Below are 17,348 nucleotides of genomic sequence, written 5' to 3'. Positions count from 1 at the left end.
GCGAAACCAGAAATTGGTCACACGAGTCAACAGTCAGGCTTAATCCCGGTAATGCGCAACCAGAAACTACGATGAAAAAAGTGGCTTAAATGATGTACTCAGGCGAAAAGTACGTTGACACCTACCGCTTCCTCAAGATTAGATTCTTGAAAATTTACATTAAATAACCTATCAGATACCGAAGTATTCTCATCAATCAGGAATTCTTTAACAAAATTTGCATTTCTAATATTAGCTCCACGGAAATCTGCTTTTTTTAAGTTAGCATTATGAAAATATGCTCTTCCAAGATTTGCTCCTCTGAAATCTACTCTACAAAGCTCTGATAAAGCTAACGTTGTTATAATAAATTTTGCACCTCTAAAATCAGAATTTGAAAGGCGTGCTCCTCTAAATATTGTTGCCTTTAAAGTAGATTCCCGAAAATCAGAACCATAAAAAATTGAGCAAATAAAATTTGTAGATTCTAAATTTGTATTAAAACATACAGACAATGATAAATTAGCTTCAAGCAAGTTTATACCTTGAAAATTTGTTCCGTTATTAAAATGAGAATATTTCAAGTCAATTTTCTCTAATGGTATCCAATTGCTCTTTACACAAACTTCATTCTTATGAAAAGTTCTAAAAAAATTGAGGTCTTGGGAAAAAATTGTATGTAATGAATTGATATATTGAGGCTTGATTACATTCTTACTAGCAGTTAAATCAATACTATATTGCCGAAGTATTTCTTTTTGCTCCTCAGAAGTTAGCACCCAAGATGAAAAAAGGCTACGATAAATTTCCATAGAAGGACGAACAAAACGATTGCCGTAATCGCCTTTCAAATAAGGCAATAATTGATAAATAGCAGCAATTTGAAGAGTGCCTTCTTTATTTATTGTTAATTCCGCTTTTTTCTCTCCATTTACCTCATTAAGTATTGGAAAACTTGTTGCCCATTCTTCTATTTTATGAAAATCAGATTGACGAATATTTTCCTCTGTATGTTGTTGATCTCTTTTTTTATCTTCATTCCGAAAAATCCAAATACAATAAGCAATTGGGGAAGCAACAATCATCGTTAAAAGTGGCCCTAACCATGCAATATTATTACCATATTTTTGGAAGTACAAAATTACAGTATCGTTATAGGAATAAAGTAAGAATGCCTCACTAATTCCAATAATAAAAATAACGAATACTCTGCTCTTAAAGACTGCGAGACGATTTACAAAAAGTTTAGTCATTGTTTTAATTAATGATTTGAAGTTGGCATTTTACATTAGATAGCCATACGTTCATCACCTGCCAAACGGTGCAATACCCGCATCAGCAAGGGAAACAAGCTGTGCAATAGCCGCAGTTTCCCCATGGAAAAGATGGATGAGCTGGTGCTCAATCCCTTGGCTGACAAAGTATTCAATCCGGAGCGGGTGAAAACGCTATTGGCAGACATGAAAAAGCAGATCAAGGCCACCCAGGAAAGCCAGGATAACGGATTGAAGAAGCTCACCAGGGAACTGGAAGAAATCAAGATTGCCACTGAGCGGCTTTATGAAGCGGTGGAAAAAGGTTATTTACCGCTAGACTCATCCTTACAAGAACGCTCTCACAAATTGCAGGCAAGAAAACAGGAATTATTGATTCAAGTTGCTGGATATCGCCGCCAGCAAATACTGCCTGATATCAAACAAAACCAGCTTGAAGCCTTTACCAAAGCATTACGTTCCAAACTGCTGGATAGATCAGGCAGCTTCGGCAAGGAATATTTGAAATTGCCGGTAAGTGAAATTTGTATAAACGGCAAACAAGCTGAAATTACAGGAAGCTATTCAGCGTTTGCTTATGGTGTAGCAGAGTCAAATTCTGTCACTCTGGATAGAGTGCCCTAATTTGTACCGAATTGGCTAGCCATCCCAGACCCCAAACGGCCATACAGCAGGCAACTATGCGTGCGCCGGGGGCCGACCTGCAACTCGCACATCCTCGAAATGGCGTAGGAAGCGGTGCGGCCTATACCTACCATCCTGTACTTTAGTACCATGTTTTTCATCTCAAATACAGAATAAAGTTTTCCCTTGTGCGAGAAATATATGTTGATTAGATTTTATGGAGTAAGAATGTTAAGTAGGGAATGAAAGCGGATGAGCAATAAATAATTCTTGCAGTTTAGAAACAGCAGAAGGCTATGACTAAGCAACTCTCATAATGGATAAAAAATAAGGATTCAATTTTATGCTTAGGAAGATCACTAAAATTGGGAATATAAATATTTCTAATAGTTATGTAACACATCGAGTAATTGAAGATTTTTATTCCTACAGCCAATTACCCTAATTCCCGTCGAGAATTTTTACCACAATGTGATCTGCTTGCTATGGCAGTAGTATGGATGCAAATACCAAGACTAAGTTGGGCAACCTCTACTCAGCCGGTGAAGCAAAGTGTTCTGCAGAATACAGTTAACGGATTGCTTGCGTTTGTTGTTCCCGGCTCAGATGTTTTTTCTGTTCATCAAGGGCAAGGTTCGCAAGAATCCGGCTAGTTTAGCTCCATTTGGTGAATGGAGCTATTTTTTATGCAGTCAAAGCGCGCTAACCCACAATGGATAGCACGTTAATAAATGACAGGATGGACAGAGGTCTTATGGGTAGGGTTTTTATTAAATAATTATTTTATTACTACTGGAGCTTGAAATGCATGTTGGAAAAAAAAGGCGCATGAGTCTGAGATGGCTGACAGTTTTTTTTATCTTCACTTTGTCAGCGATATTCCCCCCCCTAAAAATAAATCTGTTCAACCTGACTAATACTGCTCTGGCAGCAGAACCAGCCGCGTTTAGCAGCTGGGCTAAAACGGCCAGGCTTGGTGGTGCCGCGCTATTCGTAGGAATGACAACACAAGAGATGGACCAGGTGATCTCGAATATGGTGGCTCAGAAAGTCACTGTTATCGAGGCCGATTCCGAGCTTTCAAACTATTTGACCGATGCCCAATTCGAGCAGGAGCTTGCTCTTATGCGCAGCTTCGCGACTGCAGCGCATGCGCGGGGTTTGAAGGTAGTCTGGTATTACCCAAGCTTGGAGGTGATTACAGTCAACGGCAAAAATATCCAGCAAACGATGGCCAAGGAACATTCTGATTGGGTGCAAATCGGTTTGGGTGGTACACCGAATGTTTTCTACGGTGGCACCGGTCAGGTTTTTTGGGTTGCTCCGAACGATGAAAGCGCATGGATGTCGCCTAGTTCACCCGGCTATCGAAGCTATTTCTTCGAGCGTGTGCGCAAGATCGCTGCAACCGGCATCGATGGACTCTGGGTTGATGTTCCCATATACGCCGATTTTGGCCCGACTAAGTGGAGCGATTTCAATCTCGATGCCGTGGCCAAGTTCGAAGCAGATACGGGTTTTACCATACCAGTGGCTGAGGATTGGAACGATCCAGCCTGGCGCCGCTGGATTGCATGGCGCCATGAGGAGCTTGCTCGATTCCTGCGCGATGTCACAGCAGCGGCCCGTTCGGTAAACCCTGAGTTTCCTATTTTTGCTGAAACGCTTCCTACCGACTATAACGGCGCGACAATATATGGTCTGGACGGCAGTTACCTGAAACATATAGAAGGGCTGACACATGTTTGGGAAGTGGACACGATGAGTAACAATGTCGGCATGCGTAGCGCGTTGGAGGATGATTGGATCTCTTTTATTTCAGCATACAAATTTACCCGTGCCGCTTCAGGGAAGAAGCCGTCGTGGGTATTTAGCTATGGCAAGCAGGTCGATGATGCAGAACTGGTGATGGCTCAAGCGTTGTCAACCGGGAATAATCCTTATGAATTACAGATACCAGAGATGACAACGACAGTGGGCGCCGATTTTCGAACTCGCATGTTCGACTGGACTCGAGTGAACACGCCCTATTTGTTTGAGGCACAAACCGCCGCGCGGGTCGCAGTTCTTTATTCGCCCCCCAGCCGGGACTATGTGGATCAGTTTCAGGGGCTAGGCATGTTTGCTACCTGGCAAGATGGTGGCGATTCACTCTGGTGGGCCGCAGACCCGATTGACAGCGCATATGAGCGGCAGTATCTGGCCGAATTCCGCGGTGTGGTCAAAATGCTGGTGCATCAACATATTCCTTTTGAAAGTGTCGTCAATCCAGCTGATTCAGCAGAATTATTGCCTTATGAGACAGTGATCTTGCCGGGTGTTCAAGCGATTTCTGATAGCGAAGCGGCTATCCTGCGGCAATATGTCCAAAACGGCGGCAAGCTGATTATCACGGGTGCCAATCCCACCGGCCTGGATCAGTATGGGACGGCGCGTGCTGAATACGCACTGGCTGATCTGTTGGGATTTAGCAAGGGCGGCCCGCTTCCTGCCGAGAAGCAAAACACGTTTGGCGCGGGTAGCGTACTTTTCTATTCCGCAACATTGGGCAAAAACTATTTTGTTTCCAACGATGCATCAGCGCTTCAGAAATTATCGGGCGCCATTCAGGCAACCAGTATTCCCTTGACAACCAATGCTGACCGCCGTGTTCATTTCGAGTTGTCTCAGCTTGGCAATCAGACGATTCTGCAATTTGTGAATTTTATTGCTGCTGATGGCTCTTTTGCAGTAGCGCCAACTACTTTTTCGGTAAATCTCAAGATTCCGGATGGTAAGCAAGTAACCGGCGTGGCATTGACGTCGCCAGACTTACCCAATACACCTGCAATGAATTCCTTGGATCATACAACATCAAACCAGGAGGTCAGCTTTAATGTAGCGCTAAGCCAATATGCACTGGTCGTTGTTACTTATGGTGATGGAGGTGGTGGCGGAACGCCAACTAATATTCCTCCTGTGGCCGCGTTTAGCATGGGGTGCACCGGTCTGGCATGCAACTTTACCGATGGAAGCTCGGATGGTGATGGTTCCATTGCCAGCTGGAACTGGGACTTTGGCGACGGCGCCAGTTCTCCACAACAGAGCCCCAGTCATAGCTATGCTGCTGCCGGTACTTATTTAGTAACCCTTACTGTTATTGATAACAATGGCGCTAACGCTACTAGCTCGCAGAATGTTACTGTCAGCACTTCGCCATCGCCGAACCCAATGCCTACTGCCCCTGTGATCTATTACCCCAAAAATGTGACTGTTACCACAGGTACTTATGACTGGGGCACGATGGAAAGCTTTAAACAGGCAGATAGTGACACCTATGACATTCTGTCCGCAGCATCATCAGGTGGACAGGTAACCGACTGGTATGCGTCAACTACGATTTCGGAATCCCCGAGTCTCGTCACGCAGATCAAAGTGACTCATAGTGGTCATTACAGCCAGGCTGGTATAAATCAAACCTTTTATGTCTACAATTTCCAGGATCAGGTCTGGGAGCTTGTTAATACTGCTACTGTAGGCAATCAAGATGATCTTCCTGTATCCAAGGTTATCGACGCCGGGGCATCCAAATATATCTCGCCTCAAGGAGAGCTTCGGGCTCGCATAGCAGGCATTAGGGCAACAGGCAGTTTTTATAACTGGTCGAATACGCTCTCCTGGGAAGTATCGCAAGCCGCTGGAGGAGGGGGTGGCGGTGGCGTTCCAACCAACAATCCCCCTGTTGCCGCGTTTAATGAGGTGTGTGCTGGTTTGGTGTGCAACTTCACCGATGGAAGCTCAGATAGCGATGGTTCCATTACTGGTTGGAACTGGGACTTTGGTAATGGCGTCAGCGCTACCCAGCAGAGCCCCAGCCATACCTACACCACGGCCGGCAATTATAGCGTAAGCCTCACTGTGACTGATGATGATGGTGCTACCAATACCGTTTCGCGGAGTGTTGCGGTGACTGCCGGGACCAACCCGCCGGTGGAAGCAGTCTTTGTCTCCATTGCCGGGGAAGACGGCCTGATTCGTGAGCAAAATGAGAACGCCAATGTTGGTGGTTTTATCAGCGCCACTGGTAATGCTGGTCAGGCCATTCGTATGGGAGATCATCAGCAAGACCAGCAATATAAGTCGATTCTTTCGTTCGATACGTCATCAATTCCGGACAATGCGGTCATCACCGCAGTAAGACTAGAATTGACGCGAGGCGCCATCACTGGACAAAACCCCTTTGATACGCATGGCACTGCCTATGTTGATATCAAAACCGGTGGGTTCAGTGATAACAATGCGCTCGAAAGCAGTGACTTCCAGGCGCCTGCAGACGGAGTCAAAGTCGCCGAGATCCCGTATCAAGGTGGCCACAGTGCGCTGTATAAAGTTGATTTGAACGCTGCCCTCAAGCACGTAAACAAAGCGGGCCGCACACAGCTGAGAATGTACTTCTCATTAGACGATAACGACGATCAGGAAACTGATATTGTCGGTTTCTTCTCGGCTGATAATAGCAATGCCAGTCGTCATCCGAGATTGATCGTGACCTATCAACAGTAACAAAATAATACCCCCGGCTCAGGCGCAGAACTTGCGCAAGAAACGGGGGTATCAAAGAACAAGTTGAGATAATTGAATTCCACCAATTCATGCAAACAAACACTGGCATTGACTGCTGAACCTGCCTATACCAGTGATTGCACTGTAGTCTGGCCACCTTCAAGAAGCAGTCTTGCGAAGCGGGGCGTTCGCTTGGCAATCCAGTAAAACAAATAGGACAAGCAGAAAACTCGTGCTCCAGGCTACTGCAGCGATAGCTAATAATATTTCTCGGTAATCACTGAAATCCGCACCAATGCGTGTGATGGTGGCAATGGTCATGATGCCGCTCATGGCGACGATCTGCGGTATTCGTGATGGATATTGTTTCACATGCAGTAGTGTTACGCGCACCATGACATTGGCGGCGAGCGTGCCTAATGCACCAACCGTAATTGCATGAACCGCCGTACTGAAATAATCGCCTCCACTCAGCTTTACCCAGCCCAGCAGCATTAACCCAAGTGCTAGCCAGCCATAGCCCAGGCCGAGACAAATCAGATCAGGCCGCGCTAGACAATGCCATAATTGCCAGCGAAGCAACCGAGTGCCTGCCAGAATTCCACTCATGATCAGCAAAATACCTGATAAGGAAGGGACAATCGAAGCAAGCACGAAAGCGGCCGCGATCATTACAATCAATCCTGCTTCGATGTTTGGTTGAACTCTTGCTTCAAGTTCCATGCCTTGACGGTAAAACTCACCAGCTACTGCGGGTGCCAGCATGCGGCCTCCCATAAAAAGCATCAGCAAAGCAAATAACTGCACGCTCTCATCCAGCAAATAACGATGTATCTCGCGGTAGTCAAGCTGGCCAAGCCAGGCGATGACGATGGTAAGCGCGCAAATCAGGCCGAGCAATGGTATCAGCATTCGGTTACGCCATTTCTTCGCTACCCACAGACGCGGGAGTAAATGCCAGGCCAGCAGCATGACAAAGGCAGCATTAGTGACCACGGTCAGCCAATTGGCAGGATCGATCAATCCCATTATTCGCGCCAGCAGCCAAAAAAACAGGAATAAAGCTAATCGTTGTCTAGGCATCGGTCCCAGCAGATAACCGGCGATTAAAGCCAGGGCGAAGCCGAACAGCATTTCAAAAGCATGGCTGGTTGGTGCAGCCAGTGCTGCTGGCCCATAGCCATGCCTAGCCAGCATGGCCAATGGCACCATCAGCACAGCATACACACTGGCTGCCATGAAGAACCATTGATGGGCGTGGGCTTTGGTTTTTGCAGGGAGCCACTTTAAAAAAACTGGTCTCACTTTTCCTTGTTACAATTCACTGGAATTAAGTTGCGTTACTGGCAAAAAAGGTCTAAATAGTAGATTGTAGTGATGGTAATCGTAAAGCTGTAGCAGAAACCTTAACTCTTGATTTATTAATTTATCATTAGAGAACAATATCATGAAAGTATGGATAATTTCTGTAGCTTTAATTGGTCTTGGCTTATTGACTTCCTGTGCTCAGATGCATCCTCACCCAATGGATATGACGCAAGCTATCCAGAATGCTAAAACTTCCGCTGATCATGAGGCGCTAGCCAAGCATTATGATGCGACTGCAAAAGAGATGCAGTTAAAATTAGAAGAGCATAAGAAGATGCTTGCCCAATATGAGGTGCAAAGTCAGTATTATGGTAGACGTGGCCTAGATATGGAAGCGATGTGCCAAGCCTTGATCCATTTTTATGAGCAAGCTGCAAAAGCAAATAGGGATATGGCTGATTCTCATCGTAAAATGGCTGCAGATATCAAGTAGTGATTGATTAATAAAGCAGCAAGATTCGATTCTGGAATGCTGTATTAAGAGTTTGCTTTTTGGCATGAAGCATTCTATTTTTTGTACATACTATAACCTGCTTTCTTTTCGTTATTCGAAACGGGCGATAAGTGGGGTATTGCTCGTTTCGCTTATAGTGGTGCAGGCAAAGATTATGTTGACGGGATGCCTGGTAATGCCTTACCTGCCAGCGCTGCAGAGCATGGAAGCGATGGAAGGATCTTGTGCTGAACCTGCTTCACCTAAAGAACGAGTTTGTCTGGCCAATTGTGAATATTCCATAAGCAAACCCAAGCTTGCTGGCGAGATCACACTGTTTGACGTTATCGTGGATTTGCCAGCGATAATGTTTGTGACAGGTTTATTTATCAATTGCTCATCCTGTCCTTCCGATGCGGTATTCATGCCCGCGATCGGGCCCCCTTTCTATCTGCTTTTCTTGCGTTTTTTTATTCCTACTCCCTCCTCTCCGATCGATAGGATTGCTGTACGCCTGTCGGTGTGAGCAAAGTTTTATTCGATTGGAAAGAGACTTTTAATTGTTTTTCAAGTCTGTTTTGCCTTTCTTCGTCAGAAGCAAAATCCATGAAAAGTTGCGTGACAGTTACTTTGCCGATGCTTACGTCGGTGCGCACTCGATAGGCAAGATCACCATGTGTCATTGGTCTATTGAAATGTTAGGGAGAGCAGAATGATTACTCCATTGCTGGAAGGTGCTAAAAATGTGCTGGCAGTGATGAGAAGCGGCCTCATCATGCTATGGCTTTTAGCAGGAATGATGAATTTGTCTGATTTGCAAGCAGATGTTGGGGACCCCGCCCATCAGCCGACATTTCAGCAGAATCTGTTCACAGCCGCAATCGGACAGAGTACACCTCTGGCCAACCTGATCACAGAAGCTTTGCAGAACAATCCGGAAATTCAGGCTGCTCTGCGCGAACGCGAAGCGGCTGAGCAGAGAATCTTTCCCGCAGAAGCGCTGGAGGATCCTATGCTGGAAGCAGGGGTGATCAATGTCCCCTTAGCGTCATCACCATTCAATCGTGATGATATGACCATGAAAATGATTGGTCTGTCTCAGCGTTTTCCCTTTCCTGGAAAGCGTACTTTACGCAAGGAGGTCGCCAGCAAGGAGGCGGAAGCGAGTGAGTATGGCTATCAGGAAACCGTCAACCGTGTCGTGCGCGATCTCAAGATTGCGTATCTCGACCTGGCACTTACTCTGGAAATGACTAGGCTGGTCGAGAAAAACAAGCTAATTCTGGAAAATTTTACTCACTTGGCTGTTGATCACTACGAGGTGGGAATGGGAACTCAGGCCGATGCATTCAAGGCGCAGACGCAGGTATCCAAGATGCAGGATGAATTGTTCAGACTTGAACGGGAGCAACCCATGGTGGAAGCGGAGCTCACCCGTGCGCTCGGGCGTCACACTCAGGTGGTGGCTTTGTTACCTGAGCCCTTGCAGATACAGGAAGTCTCCTTGAATCTGGAATCGTTGCGGGAACTCGCCCTGGCACAGCGTCCACAGTTACTGGCACTGCAAAGCCTTGCGGCACGTAACAAGAAAACAGTGGATCTGGCGCAGAAAGAATACCTGCCCGATTTTGATGTGCGCTTATCGTATGGACAGCGTGACAGGATGCTGGATAACACACAGCGTCCCGATATGGTTTCGCTGACGGTAGCCATTAACCTGCCAGTATGGCGCAGCAGCAAAATCGAGCCGCGTATTGCGGAATCGCAAGCGATGCATTATCAGGCATTGGATCTGTATCAAGTGCAAAGTAACGAGATTGCAGCAAAGCTGCGTCAGCAGGTGGTAACAGCTGAGCAAAATCTCAAATCGGCCCGGTTATATCAAACGACCATTCTGCCGCAGGCCAGACTGACGGTTGAATCCGCCCTGGCGGCCTATAAAGTCAACCGGGTTGATTTTCTGACCTTGCTTGATAGCCAGATGACAGTGTTCAATTACGAAATCAGTCTGGCGACAGCGATAGCCAATCACAACAAGGCGCTTGCGGAAATTGATTGGCTCACCGGCAAGTTGTCTTATTAATTGACTCAGCCATAAGAACGAGGTTTTGCATGAGCTCAGCTATCATAAAATTGATCATAGCCGTTGCATTGATCATCGCTGCGTTGGCAGCAGGGTATTGGTGGGGTAGCATTCAATCTGAGATTATAGTAGCTGATTCATCTATAACGACTACTCCCAAAGGCAAGATTCTTTACTATCGCAACCCGATGGGGTTGCCGGATACCTCTCCCGTGCCCAAGAAAGATCCGATGAGAATGGATTACCTGCCGGTTTACGAGGGGGAAGAACCACCAGCCGATAGTACTGTAATCAAAATCAGTACCGAAAAAATCCAGAAGCTGGGAGTGCGCACCGAAACGGCAGCATTGCGTGAGCTTATCCGCACCGTCAGGGCGGTCGCAACGATTCAGGCGAATGAGCGTTTGCTCTACACGGTAACACCTAAGTTTGAAGGCTGGATACAACGGCTTTATGTCAATGCCCCGGGTCAGACGGTCAAAAAAGGTGATGCGCTGATGGATGTCTACAGTCCCAATCTGATCGCGGCGCAACATGAATATCTGATCGCAATGAAAGGCATGCAGATGGTGGCCAGGGGAAACCAGGATGCCAGGGCTGATATGCAAAGACTGGTCGAGAGCGCATTGCAGCGATTGCGCAACTGGGATATCTCGGATATTGAATTGCAGCGTTTGCAGCGTGAGGGCACGGCTAAGCAGCATATCACACTGCGCTCCTTGGCCAAGGGTGTGGTGCTAGAGAAACTCGCCGTGGAAGGGAAGCGTTTTGAGCCAGGAGAAGTGCTTTATCAGATTGCTGATTTATCCCGCGTGTGGGTGCTGGCCGATGTATTTGAGCAGGATTTGGGACTGATTCATCCTGGCCAGAAGGCGACCATCAGGGTTGATGCGTATCCGGACAAGGTATTTAGTGGCGAGGTCGCGTTTATCTATCCTAAAGTGACACCCGAAACACGCACTGCCATCGTCCGCATCGAGCTGCCCAATGATAACGGATTGCTTAAGCCTGCCATGTATGCGCACGTGGAGTTTGCTTCTTTTCATAGTAAAGACAAGGTGCTCACTGTTCCTGATTCAGCAGTGCTCGATACCGGCACACGGCGGCTGGTGCTGGTAGATCTCGGAGAAGGCCGTTATGAGCCGCGCACGGTAAAACTTGGCATGCATGCCGATGGCTATGCGGAGGTATTAGGGGGGCTGGAAGTAGGGGAGGCTGTGGTGGTCAAGGCAAATTTCCTGATCGACGCAGAAAGTAATCTCAAGGCGGCCCTGAGTAGCTTTGACAGTGTTGGTCACGGAAGACACCCTGCGGCACCGGGTGAAGAATCACGCGTCCAACCGAGTGCTTTGAGCGAGAGATTGCCATCAGCGGCGCATCTGGGTGAAGGCAGCATAGAAGCGATTGATTTTGTGCATGCCGCCATTACGCTTGCGCATGGGCCGATCGCCAGTCTTAATTGGCCTGCCATGCTGATGGATTTCCGGGTTGCTGATCCGGCATTGCTGCGCTCGTTGAAGCCCGGTCAGAAAGTTGTTTTTGAAATGATCGAGGAATCAGCTGGTGAGTATGTCATCGTACACATTCATCCAATCGATGCTGCTCCTGCTGTCAATGGTCACAAAAATACACTGCGAGCGCGCTGAAATGGTTGGCAATATTATCGAATGGTCGGTGCGGCACGTTTTCCTGGTATTGCTGGCAACACTTTCTATCGTTGCGTGGGGCGTCTATGCGGTATGGAAAACCCCGGTTGATGCGATCCCTGATTTATCCGATGTTCAGGTGATTATCTATACTGAATATCCCGGTCAGGCGCCGCAGGTGGTTGAGGACCAGGTGACTTATCCCTTGACCACCGCCATGCTGAGTGTGCCTAAATCAAAAGTGGTGCGTGGACTATCAGCTTTTGGTGTATCGTTTGTCTATGTCATTTTTGAGGATGGCACTGATATTTATTGGGCACGCTCGCGCGTACTGGAGTACCTGAGCTTTGCCGCTAATAAATTGCCAGGAAGTGTCAAACCTGCGCTCGGTCCGGATGCAACCGGCGTAGGCTGGGTTTATCAGTACGCTGTTACTGCCAGAGATCGGACACTGGATGAGCTGCGCAGCATCCAGGACTGGTTTCTGCGCTACCAGTTGGCTGCAGCAGAGGGTGTGTCGGAAGTCGCCAGCGTGGGTGGGTTCCAGAAAACCTATCAGATCACGGTCGATCCCCGGCGTCTGCAAGCTTATGGCATTTCTCTCAAAACAGTGATCGATGTGGTCGCGCAGAGTAATCGCGATGTGGGTGGACGTGTGATCGAGCTTGCGGAAACCGAATACATGGTGCGCGGTAAAGGTTATCTGCGCAGCATCAGCGACCTTGAGAAGCTAGTGGTGAAGGCACATGAGGGCATGCCGGTATTGCTGCGCGATGTTGCCCGGGTAGAGCTGGTGCCCGATGAACGCCGGGGGATCACTGAGCTCAATGGTGAAGGTGAAGCCGTCTCAGGAATCGCCATCGCGCGCTATGGTGAGAATGCGCTCGATGTCATTCATGCTATCGAAGCGAAAATCGATGAGCTCAAACCTGGCTTGCCGCAAGGCGTTGAGATTCGATCGGTTTACAACCGCTCCGAGTTGATTGAGCATGCCATGGCAACGCTGAACGAAGTATTGATCGAGCAGATTATCATCGTAGCGCTGGTGTGCGCAGTCTTCCTCATGCATGTGCGCAGCGCGCTGGTCGCGATCATCATGCTGCCGATCGGCGTGCTCATCGCATTTATTGTCATGTTTCATCTCGGCATCAATTCCAATATCATGAGTCTGGCGGGCATCGCACTGGCTATCGCCGAGATGACCGACGCAGCCATCGTCATGATGGAGAATGCGCATAAACACCTTGCGCGCCTTGATGCGCATGTTCCCGCATCGGCGCGCAGGGATGCCATTATTGCAGCATGCCGGGAAGTCGGCCCAGCGTTGTTTTTCAGCCTGTTGATCATTACGGTCTCATTTCTGCCGATATTTACACTCGAAGCGCAGGAAGGACGCATGTTTCAGCCGCTTGCCTTTACCAAGACATTTGCCATGGGGGGTGCTGCACTGCTTTCGATTACCCTGGTGCCAGCGCTCATGCTGTTGCTGATTCGTGGTCGTATTCCGCGCGAACGGGATAATCCGCTCGGCCGCATCCTGATCCGACTGTATCGGCCTGTCATTCCCTGGATTATTCAATGGAAGAAAAGCATTCTGGTTGTAATGCTTGCCATCTTGGGGTTGACTATTTATCCGGCGCTCAGGCTCGGCACCGAATTCATGCCACCCTTAAATGAGGGCACATTGCTGTATATGCCTGTGACACTGCCGGCGATCTCTGTCACCAAAGCAGCGGAAATCATGCAGACTCAGAATAAAATCATTAAAAGTTTTCCGGAAGTGGTTTCGGTATTTGGCAAAGCCGGGCGCGCCAATACGGCGACTGATCCAGCGCCGCTGGAAATGACCGAGACGATCATTAATCTGAAACCGGAAAACGAATGGCGTCCCGGCATGACTATCGATCAGCTGATTGCAGAACTGGATCAGGCACTGCAAATACCTGGTGTTGTCAATGCCTGGACCATGCCGATCAAGAACCGCACTGACATGCTGGCAACCGGCATCCGTACACCGGTTGGTATCAAGGTATTCGGCAACGATTTGGATGAATTGGAAAAAGTCGGCAAGCAGATCGAAATGGCCGTCAAAACAGTACCCGGCACCACCAGTGTCTATGCGGAACGCACCACGGGCGGTTATTACCTCGATATTGAGCCTAATAGGATTGCGCTTGCTCGTTACGGCCTGGCTGTCGGCGATGTGCTGGAAGTGATTACCACTGCACTCGGTGGTGAGACGATTACCACTACCGTGGAAGGGCGCGAGCGCTATGGTGTGACCGTACGTTATCCGCGCGAACTGCGCAGCGACCCGCAAGCGATTGCCACGCAAGTACTGGTACCCGCTATGGGAACAATGATCCCCCTTGGTCAGCTTGCCCAGATCAAACTGGTCAAAGGACCGCCAAGCATCCGCACCGAGAATGCGCTGTTGTCCGCTTATATTTTTGTCGATGTGCGTGAGCGCGACATTGGCGGCTATATTACGGATGCGCAACAGGCAGTGCGGCAGCAAGTGCAATTTCCATCGGGGTACTATGCGACCTGGAGTGGTCAGTTTGAGTATATGCAACGCGCCACCGACAAATTGAAAATAGTAGTGCCGCTTACGCTGCTTATTGTATTTGTGCTGATCTATTTGAATTTCAACCGCCTGACCGAAACCTTGATCGTGATGCTATCAGTGCCTTTTTCCCTGGTCGGAGGCATCTGGCTGATGTATTGGCTTGACTATAACATGAGTATTGCAGTGGCCGTCGGATTCATCGGCTTGGTCGGGATCGCGGCGGAAACCGGCATGGTGATGCTGACCTTCCTCGATCAGGCATTCGAATCGATTGCAGCAAAACGTCATGCCGCTGGTGAAAAGGTCACGGTTGAAGATTTGTACGCTGCGGTGGCGGAGGGCGCGATAATCCGCATACGCGCTGTCATGATGACCATTGCAGGCAGCATCCTGGGATTGTTGCCGGTCATGCTGAGTACGGGGACCGGCTCTGAGGTCACGCGACGCATCGCAGCCCCGATGGTCGGTGGCATGATTTCAGCCACAGTGCTGACGCTGATTATTTTTCCTGCGGTCTATGTGCTGGTGAAGGAAATTCCGCTGCGGCGCACGCTTGAATCGAAGTAGGGATATCGGCTGAATAACCCTGTTAGTAGCAGGCTATTAGCAACAGGTTTGACTAAACATTCGGCTTTACGTATAGTCTAATAAAAAGATTGCTTATATTTCCTACACTTAAGAAGTAGCGATAGCTATCAATAACTTCGGCGGATGTTTTGGGTTGAACTTCTTAGGCGTTATCTGTGCAAGGAGTCATCTATGTCAAACCTCACTGCTTTGAATTATGATCCATGGCCAGCATTCTCCGCGGAAGAATTTATGCCAACATCGCACTTATTCCATATGTGCGTGCAAGCGATTGGGAAATTAATGTTAACTCAACCTTTTGAGCCGCATTGGGCTAATTTGGCAATGCCGTTGACAAGCCGTGGCGTAACTACCGGAATAATTCCGTATGATTCAGGCACATTTTCTGTGGAAATCGATTGTATTGACCATATCATTGTTTTCACATCAAGCTGGGGAGGAACAAGTACGCTGAAACTTGGCTCCATGTCAATAGCACATCTAACCCGCCAAATATTCCAACACCTGGAAAATATGGGCATCACTATCAAAATTAATCATAAACCGCAGGAAGTGTCTGATCCAATCCCTTTTGATCAAGATACAGCACTGCGTATTTATGATGAAAAAGTAATCAATGCGTGGTGGAGAATCATGTTGAGCACGTATCGTGTTCTTCTCAAATTTCACGCCAAGTTTTACGGTATCACGCCACGAATAGGTTTATTTTGGGGAACACTGGATTTACGCGATGCGCGCTACAAGGGTGTTCACTTGCCCACCGCAAATATGCCATCGGATTTTATTTCCCGTAATGCAATGGATGATGCGCAATTTGAGGTAGGTTTCTCTGCCAGCAATGAAAAATATCCCACCCCATCTTTTTTTGCATTTGCATATCCCAAACCCGATGAATTAGAACGGGCAATCATTAAGCCGGCTGCAGCTAAATGGATTTCTGTAATAAACGAATTTATTCTGGATTATGATGATTTGCGTAAATCAAAAGATCCTGACGGAGATTTGCTTATGTTTTTTGAATCGAATTACCAGGCATTTGCCAAGCTTGCCGGATGGGATCCGGAATGGATTGTCAGTAGCAAGCCCATTTGAGATTTGATTGACTTTCTGAATACACATGACCTGCTCGAATAATGCTGCGATTAAAAATGGAATCTGAATCACCCCCTATGTGTCAGGATGAAGTAATCGGGAAAACAATAATTTGGTTATTTGGGTATTAATCGTTGCTGTAAAACAATTTTGCCGCAGGAGAGAAGTTGCTCATCATGAAGAAAACTCCTCGTTATATCCCGGCGTTTCATTTCCACTGGTTGACGCGCTGGTACGATCCGATGATGCGGTACTTTTTTCACGAAGAGGCATTAAAGATTGCCTTGATCGCGCAAGCGCACATCCAGTCCGGCCAAGTCGTGCTGGATATGGGTTGCGGTACGGGTACGCTCACCCTGCTGATTAAGCAAACCCAGCCGAATGCCAGCGTATACGGACTCGATGTGGATCTCCAGGTATTGGACATCGCACGCAGGAAGGTAGAGCGGACGGGAGAAGCCATCATCCTGCAGCAGGGTACGGCGACTTGCCTGCCTTATGCGGACGAAAGCTTCGATTGTGTTTTTGCCAGTCTGCTGTTGCATCACCTGACAAGAGAGGACAAACAGCAGGCGCTCCGGGAAGCATTCCGCGTCCTCAAGTCTGGTGGCGAGTTGCATGTGGTAGATTTTGGCAAACCGCATGATTCAGCCATGTGGCTGATTTCTTGGATCGTGCGTTGGTTTGAAGAGGTGCACGATCATGTTCTGGGCCTCTTACCGGTATTTACAGCGGCTGCCGGATTTCATCCGGTAGAGGAGACGGCTTGTTATCGCACCCTGCTTGGCACTATTGCTTTATACCGCGCTGGCAAACCAAAGAGAAATCTCTTGTTTCCATCTGCAGCAAACTGTTTTTCAGCTTTTCATCGCGTTATCTAAATCATTGCTGGCTTTTTAAATGACGCCAGCAATTTGCAAAATTTCCTGTTGTTTTTACTTTTTTAGTGAATTATCTGAGATTAAATTAAGGTCTTTGCTTATTTTAATTTTCTTCAAGGAAGAGTAACTTTTGATTTGACTGTTGGCAGGGGTCGAATAGGGGGCGATCTCAATTTCACAATTCTTGATAATTGCCTGTAGCCTGAAGGAATTCCGAAAAGGAGGAAGAGCATGAGCACACATTGGAGTGATATCAAGACTGTGCCAGG

12 protein-coding genes are annotated in these 17,348 nt (G+C 47.8%); 9 read left to right on the top strand and 3 right to left on the bottom strand.

Annotated features, from left to right (window positions below; genetic code table 11):
* Positions 1 to 98 precede the first annotated feature (98 nt).
* Positions 99 to 1,232 carry a pentapeptide repeat-containing protein gene (locus tag J5I83_RS03200; RefSeq protein ID WP_304053240.1) on the bottom strand — a complete coding sequence of 378 codons (1,134 nt, stop codon included), beginning with the start codon at positions 1,230 to 1,232 and terminating at the stop codon, positions 99 to 101.
* A 123-nt stretch (positions 1,233 to 1,355) separates the two neighbouring features.
* Between J5I83_RS03200 and J5I83_RS03195 the strand changes: the two genes are divergently transcribed.
* Both J5I83_RS03195 and J5I83_RS03190 read left to right on the top strand, forming a co-directional pair.
* Positions 1,356 to 1,877 (top strand): hypothetical protein, encoded by a 522-nt coding sequence (locus J5I83_RS03195; protein ID WP_304053238.1) that lies wholly within the window; start codon positions 1,356 to 1,358, stop codon positions 1,875 to 1,877.
* 828 nt (positions 1,878 to 2,705) lie between these two features.
* Positions 2,706 to 6,419, top strand: coding sequence for a PKD domain-containing protein (locus J5I83_RS03190; protein ID WP_304053236.1), 3,714 nt, complete (start codon positions 2,706 to 2,708; stop codon positions 6,417 to 6,419).
* A gap of 159 nt (positions 6,420 to 6,578) precedes the next feature.
* On the opposite strand, the gene J5I83_RS03185 is transcribed toward J5I83_RS03190, so the two are convergent.
* A complete protein-coding gene (locus tag J5I83_RS03185; protein WP_304053235.1) occupies positions 6,579 to 7,724 on the bottom strand; it encodes an NnrS family protein in 1,146 nt (381 codons plus the stop codon).
* A 142-nt stretch (positions 7,725 to 7,866) separates the two neighbouring features.
* Here J5I83_RS03185 and J5I83_RS03180 point away from each other — a divergent pair, with 142 nt between their 5' ends.
* From J5I83_RS03180 to J5I83_RS03150, 7 genes are all read left to right on the top strand, one after another.
* A complete protein-coding gene (locus J5I83_RS03180; protein ID WP_304053234.1) occupies positions 7,867 to 8,220 on the top strand; it encodes a hypothetical protein in 354 nt (117 codons plus the stop codon).
* 196 nt (positions 8,221 to 8,416) lie between these two features.
* The gene (locus J5I83_RS03175; protein WP_304053233.1) at positions 8,417 to 8,746 is read left to right on the top strand and encodes a hypothetical protein; all 330 of its coding nucleotides are present in this window, start codon (positions 8,417 to 8,419) and stop codon (positions 8,744 to 8,746) included.
* A 186-nt stretch (positions 8,747 to 8,932) separates the two neighbouring features.
* On the top strand, positions 8,933 to 10,303 hold the full coding sequence (locus J5I83_RS03170) for a TolC family protein (protein ID WP_304053231.1): 1,371 nt from the start codon (positions 8,933 to 8,935) through the stop codon (positions 10,301 to 10,303).
* Positions 10,304 to 10,332: 29 nt separating this feature from the next.
* Complete coding sequence (locus J5I83_RS03165; protein ID WP_304053229.1) at positions 10,333 to 11,949, top strand: efflux RND transporter periplasmic adaptor subunit; 1,617 nt, start codon at positions 10,333 to 10,335, stop codon at positions 11,947 to 11,949.
* A gap of 1 nt (position 11,950) precedes the next feature.
* On the top strand, positions 11,951 to 15,085 hold the full coding sequence (locus tag J5I83_RS03160) for a CusA/CzcA family heavy metal efflux RND transporter (protein ID WP_304053242.1): 3,135 nt from the start codon (positions 11,951 to 11,953) through the stop codon (positions 15,083 to 15,085).
* Positions 15,086 to 15,277: 192 nt separating this feature from the next.
* Entirely contained in the window at positions 15,278 to 16,198 is a 921-nt protein-coding gene (locus J5I83_RS03155; protein ID WP_304053227.1) for a DUF5996 family protein, read from the top strand.
* Positions 16,199 to 16,374: 176 nt separating this feature from the next.
* Positions 16,375 to 17,079 (top strand): class I SAM-dependent methyltransferase, encoded by a 705-nt coding sequence (locus J5I83_RS03150; protein WP_304053225.1) that lies wholly within the window; start codon positions 16,375 to 16,377, stop codon positions 17,077 to 17,079.
* 54 nt (positions 17,080 to 17,133) lie between these two features.
* On the opposite strand, the gene J5I83_RS03145 is transcribed toward J5I83_RS03150, so the two are convergent.
* On the bottom strand, positions 17,134 to 17,348 hold a 215-nt coding region (locus J5I83_RS03145; RefSeq protein ID WP_304053223.1), incomplete at its 5' end, for a hypothetical protein.

The sequence above is a fragment of the Nitrosomonas communis genome (assembly GCF_024102715.1).
Classification (GTDB): domain Bacteria; phylum Pseudomonadota; class Gammaproteobacteria; order Burkholderiales; family Nitrosomonadaceae; genus Nitrosomonas; species Nitrosomonas communis_B.
Note: the sequence above shows the minus strand (reverse complement) of the source record. Positions and strands in the feature narration are given on the sequence as shown.